Consider the following 20,078-nt stretch of genomic DNA (forward strand, 5'->3'; position numbering starts at 1 on the left):
ATTCGATGCCCCGACGTTCCCTCGGATTCGCCGCAGCCCTCGGCGTGTCCGCGCTCGTCCTCGCCGCCTGCAGCAGTCCCTCCGGTTCGGACCCGGACACCAAGAACACCGCGAACAGCGCACCGACGGTCGCGGCCAAGGGCAACAACACGGTGGCCGTGATCACCCACGGCTCGGCCGGTGACGCGTTCTGGAGCGTCGTACAAAACGGCGCGCAGGACGCCGGCAAGAAGCTGGGCGTCGACGTCCAGTACCAGGGCAACGGCGACCCGGCCGGCCAGGCCCGGTTGATCGACAACGCGGTCACCCAGGGGGTGGGCGGGATCGTGGTCTCGATGGCCAACCCGGACGCGCTGGCCAACTCGATCAAGGCGGCCACCGCCAAGGGCATCCCGGTGATCACCATCAACTCGGGGCAGAGCAGGTCCGCCGAGTTCGGCGCGATCGCGCACGTCGGCCAGGACGAGTCGATCGCCGGCGAGGCGGCCGGCGCCAAGCTCAAGCAGGCGGGCCGGACCAAGATGTTGTGCGTCATCCACGAGGCGGGCAACATCGGCCTGAACCAGAGATGCGACGGCGCCAAGGCCGGCTTCGGCGGCGCGACGCAGACCCTCCAGGTCGACATCGGCAACCCCACCGACACCCAGGCCCGGATCCGCGGCGCGCTCCAGTCCGACTCCTCGATCGACGCCGTGCTCGCGCTCAACCCGCAGGTCGCCGCGGTGACCGTGGGTGCGGTCGGCGACGCCAACTCCAAGGCGCAGATCGCCACATTCGACCTCAACCCCGACGTGGTCACCGCGATCAAGGGCGGCAAGATCGTCTTCGCCGTGGACCAGCAGCAATACCTCCAGGGCTACCTGCCGGTGACGATGATCAAGCTGTATCGGGACAACGCCAACACCGTCGGCGGCGGCAAGCCGGTCCTGACCGGTCCCGGATTCGTCGACAAGAACAACGTCGACGCGGTGGCCGGATACGCGCAGCGGGGGACGAGATGACCACGACTCCACCGTCGCGGCCCGCGCCCACCCCCGCGCCGTCGGTGCAGACCTCCGGCGGCGCCGGCACCGAGGCGCCCGGGCCCGCGCGCGCCGACGACGAGCGGGTGTCGCCCGTGAGCCTGGCCCACCGACTGCTCGTGCGGCCGGAGTTGGGCTCGTTGATCGGCGCCGTGCTGGTCATGGTGTTCTTCTCGGTCGTCGCCGACGGCTTCTTCACCGCTGCCGGCGCGGCGACCTGGCTGGACGACTCGGCCACTTTGGGGATCATGGCGGTCGCCGTGGCCCTGCTGATGATCGGCGGCGAATTCGACCTGTCCGCCGGGGTGATGACCGCCTCGACCGCGCTGATCACCGCCATGCTCGCCACCCGCGCGGGCTGGTCCGTCTGGCCGGCGCTCGCGGTGTCCCTGCTCTTCGCCCTGGCCGTCGGTGCGCTGAACGGCTGGCTGGTGGTGCGTACCGGACTGCCCAGCTTCATCATCACGCTCGGCACGTTCCTGGCCCTCCAGGGCCTCAACCTCGGGGTCACCCGGCATGTGACGAACAGCGTCCAGGTCAGCGGGATGCGGGCCACCGACGGCTACGAGTCGGCCGGGCGGTTCTTCGCCTCGACGATGGCCGTGGCCGGCACCGAGATCCAGGTCTCCGTGTTGTGGTGGCTGCTGTTGGCCGCGCTGGCCACGTGGGTGCTGGCCCGTACCCGGTTCGGCAACTGGATCTACGCCGTCGGCGGCGCCCCGGTGAGCGCGCGCAACGTCGGCGTCCCGGTCGACCGGACCAAGATTGCGCTGTTCATGACCACCGCCGCGGCCGGCTGGCTGGTCGGCTCGATCAACATCCTGCGCTACACCTCGGTCCAGGCCAATCAGGGCATCGGGCTCGAATTCCAGTACATCATCGCGGCGGTGATCGGCGGCTGCCTGCTCACCGGCGGCTACGGGTCGGCGATCGGCGCCGCCCTGGGTGCGCTCATCTTCGGCATGGCCCGGCAGGGCATCGTCTACGCGAAGTGGAACAGCGACTGGTTCCAGCTCTTCCTCGGGGTGATGCTGCTCGCCGCCGTGCTGGTCAACAACTCCTTCCGGCGCCGCGCGGAAAGGTCCCGCCGATGACGAACACCACTCCCGAACCCCGGCCGACCGGCGCCGCGCCGGACGCCCCCGCCCCGCTCGGTTCGGGTGCCACCCGGGCCGGCGCCGGGACCGGGCACCTGCTCGAACTGCGCAGTGTGGGAAAGCGGTTCGGCAATGTGATCGCGCTGGACGACGTGTCCACCTCGGTCGACGCCGGCGAAGTCACGTGTGTCCTGGGGGACAACGGCGCGGGCAAGTCGACGTTCATCAAGATCCTGGCCGGCGTGCACGCCAACGACAGCGGCGAATACCTCGTCGAGGGCGCGCCGGTGCACTTCCACTCGCCCCGCCAGGCGCTGGACCGGGGGATCGCCACGGTCTACCAGGACCTGGCCGTGGTGCCGCTGATGAGCGTGTGGCGCAATTTCTTCCTCGGCTCCGAACCCCGCAAGGGGCGCGGGCCGTTCGCCCGGCTCGACATCGCGCAGGCACGCGCCACCGCGCGCCGGGCGCTGCTCGACATGGGCATCGACCTGCGGGACGTGGAGCAGCCGGTGGGTACGCTCTCCGGCGGCGAGCGGCAGTGCGTGGCGATCGCCCGGGCCGTGCACTTCGGCGCCAAGGTGCTGATCCTGGACGAGCCCACCGCCGCGCTCGGCGTCAAGCAGGCCGGAACGGTACTGCGGTACATCGCCCGGGCGCGCGATCGGGGCCTGGGCGTCGTGTTCATTACGCACAACCCGCACCACGCACACCCGGTCGGGGACCGCTTCCTCCTGCTCAACCGCGGGCGCAGCCAGGGCAGTTACACGAAGGACGAGATCACCTTGGCCGAACTCACCCGGCAGATGGCCGGCGGCGCCGAACTGGAAGCGCTCGCCCACGAGTTGCATTCGGGGGCCAAGGCATGACGGCGGCGTGGGAAGACGTGCCGGCGGCGCGGAAAGGCATGACGGGAGCGCGGGAAGCCATGGCGGGGGTGCGGGTATGACCGGGCCCGCGGCGGAGCCGGAGCGCGGCGGGCCCTTCGACACCGAGCCCGAGGTGCTGACCGTCGGACGGGTCGGGGTGGACCTGTACCCGCAGCAGAGCGGCGTCTCGCTCGACCGGGTCGAGACCTTCGCCCGGTTCCTGGGTGGCACCGCCACCAACGTGGCGGTCGCCGCGGCCCGGCTCGGCCGTCGATCGGCGGTGTTGACCAAGGTCGGCGCGGATCCGTTCGGTACGTTCGTCCGCGACGCGCTGACCGGGTTCGGGGTCGATCCCGCCTGGGTGTCCACGCACGAACGGCTGTTGACGCCGGTGGTGTTCTGCGCGCTCGACCCGCCGGAGGATCCGCCGTTGCTGTTCTACCGACTGCCGACCGCGCCCGATCTCACGCTCACCGACGCGGACGTGCCGTGGGACCTGGTCCGTCGGGTCCCGGTGTTGTGGGTGACCGGGACCGGCGCCAGTGTCGAGACCTCGCGCGGCACCCATCTGCGGATGCTGGCCGCGCGCGGTCGGCGCGAGCACACCGTGCTCGACCTCGACTATCGGCCGATGTTCTGGCCGGACCGGGACACCGCCTCGCGGCACATCGGCGCGCTCGTCGACGAGGCCACCGTGGTGGTGGGCAACCGGGCCGAGGTGGAGATCGCGGTGGGCACGGCCGATCCGGACGAGGCCGCGCGGCGGTTGCTGGCTCGGGGGGTGCGGCTGGCCCTGGTCAAGAAGGGCGCCGAGGGTGTGCTGGTGGCCACCGCCGAGGGCAGCCACACGGTGGCGCCGCGCCGGGTCGAGGTGGTGTGCGGGCTCGGCGCGGGCGACGCGTTCGGGGGCGCGCTCGTGCACGGCCTGCTGTCCGGGTGGGACCCGGTGCGGATCGCCGAGTTCGCCAACGCCGCCGGGGCGCTGGTGGCGGGGCGGCTCGCGTGCGCGGACGCGATGCCGACGCCGGGGGAGATAGCGGAACTGCTGAGCGCACACGCGACGAATGTGAACCACCCGATCGTGAACCACCCGATGTTGGAGACCCGAACGTGATCAGCGACCACGACTGGAACACCCTGCTCGCGACCCGGGCGAATCGGCCCGACGCGGTGCTCGCCGCGTACGACGAGCGCCGTCGCCGACCGAGCCTGCTCTCCCCGCACGGCACCCTCTTCCTGGTCGCCGCCGACCACCCCGGCCGCGGCTCGCTGGGGGTGGGCGGCGACGCACTCGCCATGGCCGACCGGCGCGACCTCCTCGACCGGTTGGTCACCGCCCTGGAACACCCGGATGTGGACGGTGTGTTGGGCACACCCGATGTGATCGAGGAGCTGCTGCTCCTGGGGGTGCTCGAGGACAAGGTGGTGATCGGGTCGATGAACCGGGGCGGTCTGGCCGGCGCGTCCTGGGAGATCGACGACCGGTTCACCGGGTACGACGCCGAGGCCATCGACCGCTACCGGCTCGACGGCGGCAAGATGTTGTTGCGCATCGTGGACGCCGACGCCGGCACGATACCCACCCTGGAAGGCTGCGCGCGGGCGGTGAGCGAGCTGGCCGACCGGGGGATCCGGGCGATGATCGAACCGCTGCCCTATCGGCGCGACACGTCCGGGCGGCTGGTTCTGGATCGGTCGACCGAGGCCAACGTGCGGGCCGTGACGGTGGCCTCCGCGCTGGGGACGACCTCCGCCTACACGTGGCTGAAGCTGCCCGCGACCGACGAGCCGGACAAGGTTGCCGGCGCCACGACCCTGCCGACCGTGGTGCTGGGCGGCGTGCCGTCGGCCGATCCGCGGGCCGACCTGTCGTCGTGGGGCCGGGCGCTCGCGCAGCCGGCGGTGCGCGGCCTGGTGGTCGGCCGGGCGCTGCTGTATCCGGCCGACGGGGACGTGCGCGGCGCGGTGGACGCCGCCGCGCGGATCCTGCGCGCGGCCAATCCGCGTGCGGCGGAGGTGATCGTGTGAGCGACCCGCGACTGTTCCACCCCTGGGGCACGGCGGGCGGGGCCGACGACCCGCTGCTGATCACGCCCGAACTGGCCGGCTGGCGCTACAGCGGACTCCGGGTGATCCACCTGCCGCCGGGGAGCCGGCGGGTGCTGGACACCGGGGACCACGAGGTGGCGGTGATCCCGCTGGCCGGTGGGCTGACCGTGGAGACCGAGGGCCGCCGGTTCGAACTGGCCGGGCGCGAGAGCGTGTTCACCGCGGTGCCGGACTTCGCGTACGTCCCGCGCGACGCGGAACTGCGGCTGAGCGCGGCGCACGGGTGCGAGGTGGCGTTGGCCTCGGCGCGGGCGACCCGACGGCTTGACCCCGCGTACGGGCCGGCCGCCGGCGTGCCGGTCGAGGTGCGCGGCGCGGGTCGGGCCACCCGGCAGGCGAACAACCTGCTGACGCCCGACGCGTTCGACGCGGACAAGCTGGTGGTCTGCGAGATCCTGACCCCGGACGGCAACTGGTCGTCGTTCCCGCCGCACAAGCACGACGAGGCGAGCGCGCACGAGGTCGTCAACGAGGAGATCTACTTCTTCCGGGTGGCCGGCCGGGACGGGCGCACCCCCGACCGGGAGGGCTTCGGGCTGCACCGCACCTACACCGCCGACGGCTCGATCGACGAGACCGTGACGGTGCGCGACGGGGACGTCTTCCTGGTCCCGCGCGGTTACCACGGCCCGTGTGTGGCCACTCCCGGACACCACCTCTACTACCTGAACGTGATGGCCGGACCCGCCGCCGAACGCGCGATGCTCGCCTGCGACGACCCCGCCCACCACTGGGTACGGGACAGTTGGGCCGGGCAGCCGGTCGACCCGCGCTGCCCGCTCACCTCGCCGCCCGCCCTCGACGGAGGAAGCCGATGACTGCGACGACCCCGGTGCCTCCGGTGCCTCCGATGCCTCCGGTGCCGACGTCCGGTGCCACCGTGCGGCTGACCACCGCCCAGGCTCTCGTGCGCTGGCTGATCGCCCAGGAGAGCGAACTCGTGGACGGCCGCCGAGTGCCGCTGTTCCCGGGTGTGTTCGCCATCTTCGGTCACGGCAACGTGCTCGGCCTGGGCGACGCGCTGCACGAGGCGGGTGGGCAACTCCCGGTGTGGCGCGGTCAGAACGAACAGGGCATGGCGCTCGCGGCGGTCGGCTACGCGCGGGCGACGCAGCGCCGCCAGGTGATGGTCGCCACGTCCTCGGTCGGGCCCGGCGCGCTGAACATGGTCACCGCGGCGGGTGTGGCGCACGCCAATCGGCTGCCGCTGCTGCTTCTGGTCGGGGACACCTTCGCCGGCCGGGCGCCCGATCCGGTGCTGCAACAGGTCGAGCACTTCCACGACCCGAGCGGCACGGTCAACGACGCGTTCCGCTCGGTGAGTCGCTACTGGGACCGGATTACCCGGCCGGAGCAGCTGATCGCCACGCTGCCGCAGGTGGCCCGGGTGCTCACGGACCCCGCCGACTGCGGGCCGGTCACGCTGGCGCTGCCGCAGGACGTGCAGGGGCAGGCGTACGACTTCCCGGTCGTGATGTTCGCGCCCCGGCTGCACCGGCCGGTGCGCCCGCGCCCGGATCTGGGCGAACTGGCGGACGCGGCGGCGCTGGTGCGGGCGGCCGCGCGGCCGTTGCTGGTGGTTGGCGGCGGGGTGCGGTACGCGGACGCGGTGGCGGAGGTGCTGGCGCTCGCCGAGGCGTACGGTGTCCCGTTCGCCGAGACGGTCGCGGGGCGCACCCTGCTGCCGCACGAACATCCGTTGCACGCCGGGCCGTTGGGCATCACCGGATCCGCGTCGGCGAACGCGCTCGCGGCGGACGCGGATCTGATCCTGGCCGTGGGCACCCGTCTTCAGGACTTCACCACCGCGTCCTGGACGGTCTTCGCCGCCGACGCGCGCCTGGTGTCGATCAATGCGGCCCGGTTCGACGCGGTCAAGCGCGGCGCGGCGCCGGTGACGGGGGACGCGCGGGAGGCGCTGCGCGAACTGGCCCCGCTGCTGGGCGATTGGCGCCCGGATCCGGCCTGGACCGCGCGCGCCGCGAGCGAACGCCGGGCCTGGGACAGCGTGATCGACGCACTGCGTGCGCCGGGCGATCCGGCGGATCCGCCGACGTACGCGCAGGTCGTGGGCGTGGTCAACCGGTTGGCCGGGCCGCAGGACTACGTACTCACCGCCAGCGGCGGGCTGCCCGGCGAACTGGTGGGCGGCTGGCGGTCGGTGGGCGCGGTCGGGGCGCCGACGATGGACGTCGAGTACGGGTTCTCCTGCATGGGCTACGAGATCGCGGGCGCGTGGGGTGCGGCGATGGCGCGGCCCGAGGGGGTGGTCACCACGCTCCTGGGCGACGGGTCGTATCTGATGCTCAACTCCGAGGTGTACTCGGCGGTGTTGTCGGGGCACCGGTTCGTCGCGGTGGTCTGCGACAACGGCGGCTACGCGGTGATCGCGCGGTTGCAGGAGGGGCAGGGCGCGGCGCCGTTCAACAACATGATCACCGACTGCCGGGGACCCGGCGCCGCCGCCGACCACCGGGTCGACTTCGCCGCGCACGCCGCCGCGTTGGGCGCCGAGGTGTTCACCGCCGACACGGTGGCCGACCTGGAGAAGGCGTACACGGCGGCCCGGGCGTCGCGGCGGCCGGCCGTGGTGGTGGTGCGGACCAGCCCGAACCACTGGACCGAATCCGGCGCGTGGTGGGAGGTCGGCGTCCCCGAAGTCTCCGCCCGCCCGGAAGTGACGGCGGCCCGACGTCGGATGGACGAGGCGAGAGCGGAACGCACGGCCCGGGGCTGACCGGGCCCGCGCCGCCGGGCTCGGGTGGATCGCGCCACCCGAGCCCTCGTGCGCGCGATCAGACCACGCTCAGGCCGCGATCGGCCGAGTCGGGAGGCCCGCGACCGCTCGCGCCTCGGCGAACGAGCCCAGCAAACGGTCGTGAATGGCGCCGTTCGACGCGACCAACTCCCCGTCGCCGGGCTTCCAGTCGTCGCCCTCGAAGGTGGTCGCCCGACCGCCCGCCTCGCGGACCAGGATCGCGCCGGGCGCCCAGTCCCACGGACCGCAGCGCTGCTCCCAATAGGCGTCGAGCCGGCTCGCGGCCACCCAGGACAGGTCGATGCCGGCGCAGCCCAACCGCCGCACGTCACGGGTGTCGTTGACCACCGACAGGAACTCGGCCAGGTTGTTGTCCGGGTCGGTCGCCCGGGACGGCGGGAAGCCGGTGGCGATCACGCTGCGGCCCAGGGTGCGGGTGTCCGAGACGTGCAGGCGTTTGCGGCCCTCGTACGCCCCGCGCCCGGCCTCGGCCCAGTACGTCCGGCGCCGGGTCGCGTCCGCGACCACGCCCAGGGCGAGTCGTTCGCCGTCCCAGAACGCGATCGCGCAGGCGTAGTGCGGCAGTCCGTGTGCGAAGTTGGTGGTGCCGTCGAGCGGATCGACGAACCAGGTCGGGCGTTCGAGGTCCAACTCGGCCAGCCCGCCGCCCTCTTCGCCGACCACCGCGTCCTGCGGATAATGGCTGCCCAGCCACGCCCGAACCAGTTTCTCCACGCGCAGATCGGTCGCGGTGACCAGGTCGGCGGACGACGACTTGAGCCGGATCCGCCGAGGTCGCCCGGCCCGGCGAATGACCTGGGCGGCCTCTCGGGCGACGCGCAGCGCCGCAAGCGTACGGGGAAGGGGAAAGACCACGGTGACGCTCCTTGCCTACGGCGCTCGATGAAACCGATGCCCGACCGACCACGGAGCACCCACCGGCCCCCACGCCCGACCCACGCCCCTCGCCCCACGCGAAGGCCGCCCCGACACCGACTCGCCGCCCTGCAACTCCTTGCCCCAGCATTATGTCGACCCCCACCCCCCACCACCACCAAGTTGGCCCGCACCAGAGCCGCCACACGGCCGGTGGACTCAGTCCCCGGTGGCCGCGGGCGGCTGCTCGTCGGGGTCGGGAGCGACCCCGCAGGCGATCCGGTGGTGGCGGATGTGCGCGGGATTCAGGCGATGGTCGGAGCGGAACGTCAGGGTGCCCTCGACCTCGAACGTGTCGGTGACGTAGACGACGCCGCCCGCGCCGATGTGGATGCCCTGTCGATCGAGTCGGCGGTGGTGGTTGGGGCACAGGCACAACAGGTTCGTCAGGGTGTCCGGCCCGCCCTCCCCGAGCGGGCGCACGTGTGCCCCGTCGCTGCTGCGTGTGCCGGCCCGGCCGCGCACGGTGGTCGAGCAGATCTGGCATTCCTCGTCGTACATCGCCTTGAGCATCTGCACGACCCGGGAATCACGGTCGTATCCGCTCGTGGTCCGGACGATCCGGGCAGGAGGGGCGTCGTCGGTCGGGTCCGGCGAGGGATGCGGGGCGCCGTCCGGGGGCGGCGGCGGGTCGTCGCCCTCCCCGATGTCGACGGCGGCCAAAAGCTGCTCGTGGTCGACGTCGGGGAACCAGGTGTCGAGCAGGTGCGCGACGATCTCGGCGCGGCGGGCCCGGTCGGCGAGTTCGGCGACCGCCGGCTCGGTGAAGCCGGCGACGGCGCCGGTCGCCTCCAGCTCGCGGATCCCGGGGAATCGCCTGTTGGCCGCGGTGCGGCCGGTGACCTGCCAGAACTCGTCGGCGGCGAGATACCAGAACGGGTATTCCGGGGTGAGCCGGTTGGGCGCGCGCCCGAAGCGCTTCAGCAGCGGACGCACCCCGTCCCGAAACACCGGCCACGGGATCAGCCGGTTCTCGGGGGTCGGCTCGCGTCCGATGGCCCACAGGATCGCGATGGGCTTGTGTCGGGTGGGCGTGTTGCCCATGTGGTGCGTCCGCATGGTCCGTAATTGGTCGAGCAGCGTCGACGTCATCGGTCGAGCGTACGAAAGCGGGCCGACAATCCGTGCGGTGGGTTGAGGTTGGGCTGGTGGGTCATGATGAGGGGGTAGTGGTATCCGTGCGGCCGGAAGGTGCGAGCGTTCGGCGGATAGGCCTGGGGTGGGTGGGGCGTCGGAGCGCGTGAGAGTCGAGGAGCCCCCTCATGGCACGTCCTGTTGGTATCGACCTCGGTACGACGAACTCGGTGGTCGCGGTTCTGGAGGCCGGTGAGCCCACCGTCATCGCGAACGCGGAAGGGGCTCGGACGACGCCGTCGGTGGTCGCCTTCGCGAAGAACGGCGAGGTTTTGGTCGGCGAGGTGGCCAAACGCCAGGCGGTGACCAACGTCGAGCGCACCGCGCGGTCGGTGAAGCGGCACATGGGTGACAACACCTGGCACTTTCCCGAGACCGGCGACATCGACGGCAAGCGGTACACCGCGCAGGAGATCTCCGCGCGGGTGTTGCAGAAGCTCAAGCGTGACGCCGAGGCGTATCTGGGCGAGAAGGTCACCGACGCCGTGGTGACCGTGCCGGCGTATTTCGACGACGCCCAGCGGCAGGCCACCAAGGAGGCCGGGGAGATCGCGGGCCTCCAGGTGTTGCGGATCGTGAACGAGCCGACGGCGGCGGCGCTGGCGTACGGGCTGGACAAGGTGCGCGACCAGATGATCCTGGTGTTCGACCTGGGCGGCGGCACGTTCGACGTGTCGCTCCTGGAGATCGGCGAGGGGGTCGTGGAGGTCAAGGCCACGCACGGCGACACGCATCTCGGCGGCGACGACTGGGACCAGCGGGTGATGGACCATCTGGTCAAGCAGTTCAAGAACGCTCACGGGATCGACCTGTCCAAGGACAAGATGGCCGTACAGCGGCTGCGCGAGGCGGCGGAGAAGGCCAAGGTCGAGTTGTCCAGCGCGACCGAGACGTCGATCAACCTGCCCTACATCACCGCGTCGCCCGAGGGCCCGCTGCACCTGGACGAGAAGCTGACCCGGGCCCAGTTCCAGCAGCTCACGGCGGACCTGCTCGAGCGTTGCCGGGCCCCGTTCCACGCGGCGATCGACGACGCGGGGATCTCGGTCGAGAAGGTCGATCAGGTGGTCCTGGTCGGCGGGTCGACCCGGATGCCGGCCGTGACCGAGCTGGTCCGGGAGCTGACCGGCGGCAAGGAGCCGAACAAGGGCGTCAACCCGGACGAGGTGGTGGCCGTCGGCGCCGCGCTCCAGGCCGGTGTGTTGAAGGGTGAGGTCAAGGACGTCCTGCTGCTCGACGTCACCCCGCTGTCCCTCGGTATCGAGACCAAGGGCGGCATCATGACCAAGCTGATCGAGCGCAACACCACGATCCCGACCAAGCGTTCGGAGATCTTCACCACGGCGGACGACAATCAGCCGTCGGTGCAGATCCAGGTGTTCCAGGGTGAGCGCGAGATCGCCGCGTACAACAAGCGGCTGGGCATGTTCGAGCTGACCGGTCTGCCGCCCGCGCCGCGCGGGCTGCCGCAGATCGAGGTGATGTTCGACATCGACGCGAACGGCATCGTGCACGTGTCCGCCAAGGACCTGGGCACGGGCAAGGAGCAGTCGATGACCATCACCGGCGGTTCGAGTCTGCCGAAGGACGACATCGACCGCATGATGCGCGAGGCCGAGGCGCACGCGGAGGAGGACCACCAGCGTCGGGAGACCGCGGAGACCCGCAACCAGGCCGAGCAACTGGTGTACACCACCGACAAGTTCCTCAAGGACAACGGGGACAAGGTGCCGGCGGACGTCAAGGGCGAGGTGGAGACGGCGCTGACCGCGCTCCGAGAGGCGCTCGCGGGCGAGGACACGGCCGCGATCCGCGAGGCGGCGGAACGGGTGAGCACGGTCAGCCAGAAGCTGGGCACCGCGATGTACGCGAACGCCCAACCGGGCGCGGAAGGCGCGGCCGGTGCGGCGGGCGGCGCCTCGGCCGAGGCCGACGTCGACGAGGACGAGGTCGTCGACGCCGAGATCGTCGACGACGACAAACGCGGAGGTGGGACCGCATGAACCGGATCTCTCCCGGCCCGGGACTGCTGCCGGTTCCGGCCGGGCAGCCGCCGTCGCCGGTCCTCGCGTCGCTGCTGGCCGAGATCGCGGCACAGCGCGAGCAGGTGACCGAGCGGGCGGACGAGTTGTGCCGGCTCCGGGCGGACTACGACGGCTATCGGCGGCACGTGCGGCGGGACCGGCTGGCGGTGCGGGAGGCGGCGCTGGCCAATGTGCTCACGCCGCTGCTGCCGGTGGTGGACGGCTTCGATCGGGCGCGGGCCGCCGGTGATCTGACGCCGGGGGTGGCGAGTGTCGTCGACGCGTTGGAGGACGCCCTCGCGGCGCTCGGGTTGCGGGCGTTCGGGGCGGTGGGCGATGTGTTCGACCCGTACGTGCACGACGCGTTGGCGCTGCACATGGCGGCCGGGGTCGATCCGCCGATCTGCTCGACGGTGCACGAGCCGGGGTATCGGGTGGGCGATCGGCTGCTGCGTCCGGCCCGGGTGACGGTGACCGGGCCGCCGGCCGCGGGTGCGCGATGAGTCGCCGGCGGGTGGTCGTGTCGGGGGACGTGCAGGGCGTCTACTTCCGGGACACGTGCCGCGGTACCGCGGAGCGGCACGGTGTCGCGGGCTGGGTGCGGAATCTGCCTGACGGCACGGTCGAGGCGGTGTTCGAGGGCGCGCCGGACGACGTCGCGCGGCTGACCGCGTGGACGGGGCGCGGGCCGTCGTTGGCCGTCGTCGACCGGGTGTACGTGTACGACGAGGATCCGGCGGAGGAGGGGCTGGTCGGGTTCGAGATCCGCCCGACACCGGCTCTGCGGCAACGGTGAACGGGCCGCCCGCGTGAGCGGGTGGGTCGGCTGCGTGAGCGATTGCGGTAAAACTACCGATTCATGGCGGATTGAACCATCCTGGTGGGAGGGGGTGAAAGCGGCGGCGGCAACCGAGTGGACCGACGGAGTCGGGGGCTTGGAGGCGACAGGTATGCAAATCGTGGGATGGCACATAGAGATGGAGTTCAAGGAGGACGGCAAGCGGACCGAGGCGGCGGCGCTGCTGCGCCTGCGCGACGGTACGGAGCTGCGCTCGCACGCGCACGCCAGCCGGTATCCGGACGACCCGGATCAGCCGGCGGTCGGCGAAGAGATCGCCGCGGCGCGGGCGTTGACCGACCTGACCCGGCAGCTGCTGGACAAGGCGGCGGGCGAGATCGAGTCGTCGACGAATCGGCCGGTCCACTCGCTCGCCTGAGCGGCACGGAACCGACCGCGCTCGACGGGCCGGTGTCGGCGGGTGACGAGCCACCGGCCGACACCGGCCCGCGCGCTCGGGCCGGGACGGCGGGCGGATGGGGGCGATGGGCGGTTCGCGTGCGGGGCGCCGGGGGGTTGGGAGCCGTCGGTCGACATCGACATCGACATCGACTCGCCCGCCAGACCGGGATGAGGCCCGACTCCGGGTGGCCCCCGTGTGTGTTCCGCGCGCCCAGGGCTCTTTCGACGCCGGCTCGCCTGCCCGACCGGGATGGTGGGTGGATAACCGGCGGTGGCCGGCTGTCGGGTGTGTTCCGGAGGATTTGGTGGGGTATCCATTACGCGAATCTCTTGGTGTAATCGATTGATTACCGTGCGTGCCCGCGTGTTGGTTGTCGTGGCCGCGACGGCGGGGGGTAGAGCAGAGCCGATGAGTGTGGCGATCGAGGTACTCGTGATCACCCCGGTCCGGATCTATCGCGACGCCACCGTGCGGGCGCTCGCCGACGAACCCGCGTTGCGACTGGTCGGGTCGGGCGGCTCCGCCTCGGAGGCGGTCGCCGGCGCACGACGGCTGCGCCCCTCCGTACTCCTGCTGGACCTGAGCACGCCGGACAGCATTCCCGCGATCCGCGCGATCCGACGCGGGACGCCGCAGACCCGGCTGATCGCGTTGGGCGTGGACGAGACCCGCGACGACGTGATCACCGCCGCCGAGGCGGGCGTGGCCGGGTTCATCGGCCGCGAATACTCGCTCCCGCAGACCGCCGCCGCGATCATCGGCGTCGTGCGCGGCGAGGCCTCGTGCAGCCCTCGGATCGCCGCACTGCTGCTGCAACGCGTACAGTCCCCGACCGTCGCCGCGCAGCGCACCGTGTCGGCGCTGCCCGAGACGCTGACCGCGCGCGAGCGGGAGATCCTGTTCCTGATCGCCGAGGGCAGGACCAACCACGAGATCGCCCGGGGCCTGTCCATCGGCCTGTCCACGGTCAAGACCCATGTGCACGCCGTACTGCGCAAGTTGCGCGTCCCGCACCGCGAGGCCGCCGCCGGCCTGCTGCGGGCGACACCCGCCGGCGAACCCCTCGGCCGCTCCCGGGTGGAGGCCGACGGCGCACCGGATCGAGCGCTCGGCGCACCGCGCGCCGCGTCGCCACCCGTGTGGGGCTCGCGCGCGCCGCGCACCCGGCGGGCGCCGGACCACGAACCACCCGCCGGTGGCGGGCCCACGACCGGATAACCGGTCTGCGGGGGCGCGCGACGGGCCCACCCGATCGGATGGACGACGCGCTCCATCCGAGGTGGAGGCGGGCGGAGCCGACCGGCGGTCAAGGTCTACTCCCGCGCCCAGCAAAGATCCAACCGGCGGGTGGATGACGCGCTTCGGGCCGATGATCAACGATCGCGACATGGCCGTTGCCGGCTCGATCAGCTCGAGCGCACCCGTGTTCCCCGACCTCTCCGACCTGGAGCGGTGGATCGCGGACGTGCTGGCCCGGGCGGTGCAGGCCAACGGGCCCGAATCGGCCGAGAGTTCGCTGGAACGCCTGTACCCCTCCCACGGCGAGGTATGCGAGGCGCTGGCCGGTGCGCCGAGGCCCGCGCCGGTGCTGATCACCGGGCCGCCGCTGCCCGCCCACCTGGCGCTGCCGCTGGCCCGGCGCGGCTTCGACCCCTTCGACCTCGCCGCGCTGGCGCTGATCCTCGCGCCCGAACTCGACCCGGCGTACGGCCGCGCGATCGCCTGGCTGCAACGCGACTCCGGGCAGCCGTACCCGACGCTCGACCTGCTTGCCCGGCTGTGCTGCGAGACCGGGGCGGACCGGGCGGCGGTTGCGGTACGGCTGTGCGCCGCGGGTCCGCTGCTCCGGTGCGGGCTGGTGGAGCCGGTCGGCGGGCGCTCCGGACCCTCCTACGCGGGCGCCGTACGGCCCTCGGCGGTGCTGCTGCGCCGGTTGTTCGCGATCGGCCGACTCGACGACGCGCTCGCGCCGTTCGCGACGGTGGACACCTACGCGCCCGTCGACGCGCCCGACCCGATCGCCGCCGCCGCGCTGGTCGCCCGGCTCGTCGGCGACGCGCCCTCGCTCACCCACCTGTCCGGCGCACCCGCCGCGACCTGCCTGGACGTCGCGTGGTGGAGTGTGGCGCGGGCCGGCCGGCAGGCGCTGACCGCGCGGCCCGAAGCGCTCGCCGATCCGGCCCTGTTGCCCGGCCTGGCCGCCGAGGCACTGCTGCGCGAGGCCGTACTCGTGGTCGACACACACGCCGGCGGCCCGCCCGACGCGGTGTGGGAGCGGTTCACCCACGCCGTCGTGGTCGGCGGCCCCGACACCCTCGCGCCCACCGGTCCCGACGTGCCGGCCGAGCGGGTCGCCGCGCTGTCGGTCCGCCGCGCGGCCGGCGTGCCCGGCGGCCTGGCCACCGCCCTGGCCGCACACGGCGTCGAGGTCGCGAGCACGCCGGGCGCCGACCCGCTGGCGGGCTGGACCCACCTGGCCGGGCCGGAGTTGCGGCACACCCTGGACGCGGTCGCCGCCCGGGCCCGCGGTCGGGCCGAGCCCGGCACGCCGCTGCGCACCACCGCGGCCGAGGTCGTCGACGTCGCCGCTCGGATCACCGGCGGCGAACTGGGCCGACTCGCCACCCGGTTGGGCACCTCCGACGACTGGTCCGCGCTGATCGTCCCCGACGACGTCGGGGAGCGGCTGCGTGACGTCTGCGCCCACCTGAGCGCCCATCGCACGGTGCTCGACGCCTCCGGCTTCGCCGACCGGCCGGGTCTGGGCCGCGGCGTGTCGGTGCTGTTCGCCGGACCCAGCGGCACCGGCAAGACGTTCGCCGCGCGCCTGGTCGCGGGCCGGCTCGGGCTGCCGCTCTACCGGGTGGATCTGGCGTCGGTGGTGTCCAAGTACATCGGCGAGACCGAACAGAACCTGGACGCCGTGTTCACCGCCGCCGCGCGCACCGACGCCGTGCTGCTGTTCGACGAGTGCGACGCGCTGTTCGGCAAGCGCAGTGAGGTGCACGACGCGCGCGACCGCTACGCCAACCTCGAAGTGGCCTATCTGCTCCAGCGGTTGGAGGACCATGACGGGCTCGCGGTGCTGGCCACCAACCTCCTTCACCACATGGACGACGCCTTCATCCGGCGGCTGACCTACTGCGTGCACTTCCCGTTCCCGGAGGCCGCCGAGCGGCGGCGGATCTGGCAGGGCGCCTGGCCGGCGGCGCTGCCCCGGGACGTGGACGTCGACCTGGGCGAACTGGCCGAGCACTACCCGCTCTCCGGCGGCCACATCCACAACGTCGCGGTCGCGGCGGCACACCTGGCCGCCGCCGAGGGGCGCGCGGTGGACCGGGCGGCGGTGCTCCGGGCGATGGAGCGCGAATACGACAAGATCGGCCCGTTCCCGCAGGCCCCCGCCACGATCGGGGCGCGGTGATGGCGGCGCCGACGAGGGCGGGGCACACCGCCGCGCACCTGCCGGCCGAGTTGGAGGCGCGGGCCGAACGGGCCCGGCCGCTGGACGCGGCGCTGCGCGGCGCGATGGAGCGCTCGTTCGGCACGTCTCTGGCCGACGTGGTCGTGCACACCGACGCCGACGCGGCGGCGTCGGCCGACCGGCTCGACGCGAAGGCGTACGCCGTCGATCGGCACGTCGTGTTCGGCCCCGGGCGCTACGACCCGCATTCGACCGCGGGCCGGGCGCTGATCGGCCACGAACTCGCGCACGTGGTGCAGCAGCGCCGCGGCGGCCCGCGGCCGGGACCGCAGGGCGTGCACCCCCCGGGCACCGCCGCCGAGGGCGCCGCGCACACGGCGGGCGCCCGCGCCGCCGCCGGCCTGTCCGCCCCGGTCGCGGGCGGCACCGCGCCGGGGGTGTCCCGGGCGCCGAAGAACGAAGCGGAAGAGGAGGCCGCACGCGCCGAACTGCGGGAGAACCGCGTCGCGGCGATGGTCGCGCTGGGCGCCACCGAGGGCATCGCCCTGGAGGTCACCGGCGCCGTGGACACCCTGATCGGCCTCGGCTACGGAGCACACGACGCGGGCCGCCTCGGCGTGCGCAAGGCGGCCTCGGCGCTCGGCCTCTCGGGTGAGCAGACGAAGGCCCTGGACACGTGGTTCGAGGTGGCCACCGGCGGAAACGTACTGGAGGCCCTGCGCGAGCAGGCGAAGGCGGCGGACCTGGTCGACTCCGCCGGTGTGCCGGCGCTTTCCTTGGGGGTCACGAAGGCCGGCAACCTGACCGAGGCGTACTACGACCGGGTCAGCGGCGGTCACGCGCCCGACGACGGCAGCCTGTTCAGCGACCGGGAACTGGCCCAGATCGCCGTGCAGCTCGGGGTGAAGACCGTCCTCGCCTTCACCGGAGGTGAGGAGGTGCTCCTCGCGCTCAAGGTGCTGGGCGTGGCGAGCTCCGTCGAGGCGATCCTGCGGGCGATCAACGCCAATCCGGAGGGCTGGCCAACCGACCCGGGCTTTTGGACGCAGGTGATCGCCGGGATCCTCAACGTGGCCGGACTGGCCGCGTCGTCGGCGGGCAAACGGCTTGCCGCGCTCCTGCTGGACGCGGCGCTGACCACGCTGACGACCGCGCCGGTGGTGCGGAAGTTGTGGGTGGATTGGCGGAACGCACGGGGCGCCGACCGCGACGCGGTGCTCAGGCAGGACCTCAAGGACGTGGTGCGGGCGCTGATCGCGGTGCTGCACCAGATCCTGGTACACGCGGCCGGCTACCGACGCCCGACGGCGGCGGGCGGTGCGGGTGAAAACGGCCGCACGGGTGCGGGCGCCGGCGAGGAACACGCCGGGCCACCCGCGAGGCAGGCGCAGCCGGCCGCCGACGCGCATGCCGCGGGCCCGCCGCCGGCGCCCGCGCACGCCGGTGCGGGAACGGCGCCGGTCGGGGCGACCACGGCCGGCCGGGCCGCGCCCGCGCCATCCGCGGCCGCCGCGCCGGCGGCGCCGGTGAGGCCGGCCGGCGGGAAATCGGCCGGCGGGTCTGCCGGTGTGAAGACGCCCGGCAGGAAGTCGCCGGGCAGGCCCAAGACCGCGTCGGCGGACCCGAAACCAGCCCCGTCGACCACCGGGCCGGCCCCGATCGAGCCGGCGCCCGGCACGGCCGCACCCGCCACGGCGACGACGAGCGTCCCGAAGAGCGCCGTACAGCGGGCAGGCGCGAAGGCCGCGAAAAAGGCGCCGGCGGCCGAAACTCCCGGCCCTGAGGCCCCCGTCCCCCCACAACGGGCACCCACCCGGAAACCGGCCGTGAAGAAGGCCGTCGCGCCGAAGGCGGCCCCCGGCAAGACCGCAGCCGAGCGGAAGACCACAGGCAAGCTCACCGGCAAGCCCGCCGCCGGCAGTGCCCCCGGCGACGTGGGACGGGCCGACGGCACCCCGGACCAGCCGACGCCACAGGACAAGCGACAACTGGTCAAGGACGTTCGTGCCCGGGCCAAGGCGCTGCGGGCGGAGGCGCGGAAGGACCCGTCCGCCGTCGACCGGCTGCGCGAGCTGTACGAGGGCCAACCCGACCACGTGCTCGGTGCGTTGAGCGACGATCCGGTGGCGGGGCAGGTCCGGGACCGCCGCCGGGCGCGGCAGCAGAAGGACGAACTCGCCAGGATCGACGCGAGCGACTTTCGCCCGCCGCACGAGGCCACGGTCCGCGTGCTCGACCCCGACGGACGTGTCGTGCACAACGAGTCCCTGCGCAGCGGCGGCGTCACCCCCGAACAGCGTGCGGCCCGCGGCCTGAACCGGGCCAACCAGGACAGCCACACCGAGGCCAAGGCGGTGGACCGGGTCCCGCTGACGGCCGGTCAGCGGATGTACATCACCGGCCAGTACGACCCGTGCGGCTCCTGCCGCGCCGCCATGCAGGCGGCGGCCCTGCGCAGCGGCGGCCGAATCAACTACTGGTGGCCCGGCGGACCACCCGAAGGCATCTGGTTTCCGATCGGCTCCGGCGGTGCGCGGTGATCGACATCCTCGACCTGATCATCCGCGAGACGCTGATCGCCGGTGTGCCCGGCCTGACCGGTGCCCGGATCGGGTTCCAGCCGCCCGACGACGACTGGCGGCAGCGGGTGGGCGCGAGCCAGGGCGTGTGGGTCAACTGCGCCTTGGTCGACCTGCGCGAGGACCGGCACATGCGGCAGAACATCCGGCAGCGGATCACCACCGGCGCGGTCACCGTGGAGCGGCCCGAGCCGGCGCGGATCCGCTGCCACTACCTGATCACCGCGTGGAACGCGGCCAAGGACAGCCCGCAGATGCCCGCGACCGAGCAGGAGCACATGGTGCTCGGCGCGGTCCTGGCCGTGCTCCTGCACGCCGACCCGCTGGTCGCCTCCGCCGTACTGACACCCGATCAACTGGCCGGGGTGCCCGAGGTGTTGCGCGAGGCGGAGCTGCCCGTCGAGGTGGTGCCGCCGGAAGGGTTCGGCAAACTCGCCGAGTTCTGGGGCACGGTCGGTCGGGCCACCTCGTGGCGTCCCGCCGTGTACCTGATCGTCACCATGCCGGTCCCCGAGGTGGACCGGCGCATCGACGGCGTGGTGCATACCGTGCTCACCTCCTACGCGGGCATACCGCCCGACGATCTCGCCGAGCAACTGGCCGACGTGGGCGGCCTGGTGCTCGACGCCACCGCCGGCCCCGGTGAGCCGCCGGTGCCGGTGGCCGACGCCCGCGTGGTGCTGCTCGACGCGACGGGCGGCGAGGCGGTCCGCGCCCGCAGCGGCGCCGACGGACGCTTCGTGGTGGTCGACGTGCGGCCGGGTGCGTACACCGCGCTGGTCACCGCCGCCGGACTGCCGCCACCCGCGCCCACCCCGGTCCAGGTCCCCGGTTCCCCCGACGCGCTGATCGAACTGCGCTTCACCTGATCACCCGATCACCTGA

Annotated in this window: 17 protein-coding genes; 15 read left to right on the forward strand and 2 right to left on the reverse strand. The window is 73.0% G+C overall.

Annotated elements, in window-relative coordinates; genetic code table 11:
* The first annotated feature begins 5 nt into the window (after positions 1–5).
* The 7 genes from ACMXN5_RS43025 (at position 6) to iolD (ending at position 7,834) form a co-directional block, all read left to right on the forward strand.
* Positions 6–1,001: a sugar ABC transporter substrate-binding protein gene (locus tag ACMXN5_RS43025; protein ID WP_439680307.1), complete on the forward strand. Its 996-nt coding sequence runs from the start codon at positions 6–8 to the stop codon at positions 999–1,001.
* Entirely contained in the window at positions 998–2,116 is a 1,119-nt protein-coding gene (locus tag ACMXN5_RS43030) for an ABC transporter permease (protein ID WP_439680308.1), read from the forward strand. The genes ACMXN5_RS43025 and ACMXN5_RS43030 overlap by 4 nt, the downstream gene beginning before the upstream one ends.
* Positions 2,113–2,988: an ATP-binding cassette domain-containing protein gene (locus ACMXN5_RS43035; RefSeq protein ID WP_439680309.1), complete on the forward strand. Its 876-nt coding sequence runs from the start codon at positions 2,113–2,115 to the stop codon at positions 2,986–2,988. The genes ACMXN5_RS43030 and ACMXN5_RS43035 overlap by 4 nt, the downstream gene beginning before the upstream one ends.
* Before the next feature lie 76 nt (positions 2,989–3,064).
* Positions 3,065–4,102, forward strand: a complete 1,038-nt coding sequence (gene iolC, locus ACMXN5_RS43040; protein WP_439680310.1) for a 5-dehydro-2-deoxygluconokinase — start codon at positions 3,065–3,067, stop codon at positions 4,100–4,102.
* On the forward strand, positions 4,099–5,016 hold the full coding sequence (locus tag ACMXN5_RS43045; RefSeq protein WP_439680311.1) for a Cgl0159 family (beta/alpha)8-fold protein: 918 nt from the start codon (positions 4,099–4,101) through the stop codon (positions 5,014–5,016). The genes iolC and ACMXN5_RS43045 overlap by 4 nt, the downstream gene beginning before the upstream one ends.
* Positions 5,013–5,915 (forward strand): 5-deoxy-glucuronate isomerase, encoded by a 903-nt coding sequence (gene iolB, locus ACMXN5_RS43050; protein ID WP_439680312.1) that lies wholly within the window; start codon positions 5,013–5,015, stop codon positions 5,913–5,915. Before ACMXN5_RS43045 ends, iolB begins: the two co-directional genes overlap by 4 nt.
* 41 nt (positions 5,916–5,956) lie before the next feature.
* Positions 5,957–7,834, forward strand: coding sequence for a 3D-(3,5/4)-trihydroxycyclohexane-1,2-dione acylhydrolase (decyclizing) (iolD, locus tag ACMXN5_RS43055; RefSeq protein WP_439680313.1), 1,878 nt, complete (start codon positions 5,957–5,959; stop codon positions 7,832–7,834).
* Positions 7,835–7,903: 69 nt separating this feature from the next.
* Here iolD and ACMXN5_RS43060 read toward each other — a convergent pair whose 3' ends face one another.
* A complete protein-coding gene (locus ACMXN5_RS43060; RefSeq protein WP_439680314.1) occupies positions 7,904–8,731 on the reverse strand; it encodes an inositol monophosphatase family protein in 828 nt (275 codons plus the stop codon).
* Between the two features lie 219 nt (positions 8,732–8,950).
* Positions 8,951–9,883 carry an HNH endonuclease gene (locus ACMXN5_RS43065; protein ID WP_439680315.1) on the reverse strand — a complete coding sequence of 311 codons (933 nt, stop codon included), beginning with the start codon at positions 9,881–9,883 and terminating at the stop codon, positions 8,951–8,953.
* A 170-nt stretch (positions 9,884–10,053) separates the two neighbouring features.
* On the opposite strand from ACMXN5_RS43065, the gene dnaK reads away from it, so the two are divergent.
* From dnaK to ACMXN5_RS43105, 8 genes are all read left to right on the forward strand, one after another.
* The gene (gene dnaK / locus ACMXN5_RS43070; protein WP_395792643.1) at positions 10,054–11,928 is read left to right on the forward strand and encodes a molecular chaperone DnaK; all 1,875 of its coding nucleotides are present in this window, start codon (positions 10,054–10,056) and stop codon (positions 11,926–11,928) included.
* Positions 11,925–12,452 carry a nucleotide exchange factor GrpE gene (gene grpE / locus ACMXN5_RS43075; RefSeq protein ID WP_439680316.1) on the forward strand — a complete coding sequence of 176 codons (528 nt, stop codon included), beginning with the start codon at positions 11,925–11,927 and terminating at the stop codon, positions 12,450–12,452. The genes dnaK and grpE overlap by 4 nt, the downstream gene beginning before the upstream one ends.
* Positions 12,449–12,745: an acylphosphatase gene (locus ACMXN5_RS43080; RefSeq protein ID WP_439680317.1), complete on the forward strand. Its 297-nt coding sequence runs from the start codon at positions 12,449–12,451 to the stop codon at positions 12,743–12,745. The genes grpE and ACMXN5_RS43080 overlap by 4 nt, the downstream gene beginning before the upstream one ends.
* Before the next feature lie 154 nt (positions 12,746–12,899).
* Complete coding sequence (locus tag ACMXN5_RS43085) at positions 12,900–13,166, forward strand: DUF1876 domain-containing protein (RefSeq protein ID WP_380002618.1); 267 nt, start codon at positions 12,900–12,902, stop codon at positions 13,164–13,166.
* A 432-nt stretch (positions 13,167–13,598) separates the two neighbouring features.
* On the forward strand, positions 13,599–14,408 hold the full coding sequence (locus tag ACMXN5_RS43090; RefSeq protein ID WP_439680318.1) for a LuxR C-terminal-related transcriptional regulator: 810 nt from the start codon (positions 13,599–13,601) through the stop codon (positions 14,406–14,408).
* A 151-nt stretch (positions 14,409–14,559) separates the two neighbouring features.
* Entirely contained in the window at positions 14,560–16,614 is a 2,055-nt protein-coding gene (locus ACMXN5_RS43095) for an AAA family ATPase (RefSeq protein WP_439680319.1), read from the forward strand.
* The gene (locus ACMXN5_RS43100) at positions 16,614–19,154 is read left to right on the forward strand and encodes an eCIS core domain-containing protein (protein WP_439680320.1); all 2,541 of its coding nucleotides are present in this window, start codon (positions 16,614–16,616) and stop codon (positions 19,152–19,154) included. The genes ACMXN5_RS43095 and ACMXN5_RS43100 overlap by 1 nt, the downstream gene beginning before the upstream one ends.
* Positions 19,151–20,062: a Pvc16 family protein gene (locus ACMXN5_RS43105; RefSeq protein WP_439680321.1), complete on the forward strand. Its 912-nt coding sequence runs from the start codon at positions 19,151–19,153 to the stop codon at positions 20,060–20,062. The genes ACMXN5_RS43100 and ACMXN5_RS43105 overlap by 4 nt, the downstream gene beginning before the upstream one ends.
* Positions 20,063–20,078: the final 16 nt, after the last annotated feature.

The sequence above is a fragment of the Embleya australiensis genome (assembly GCF_051903075.1).
Classification (GTDB): domain Bacteria; phylum Actinomycetota; class Actinomycetes; order Streptomycetales; family Streptomycetaceae; genus Embleya.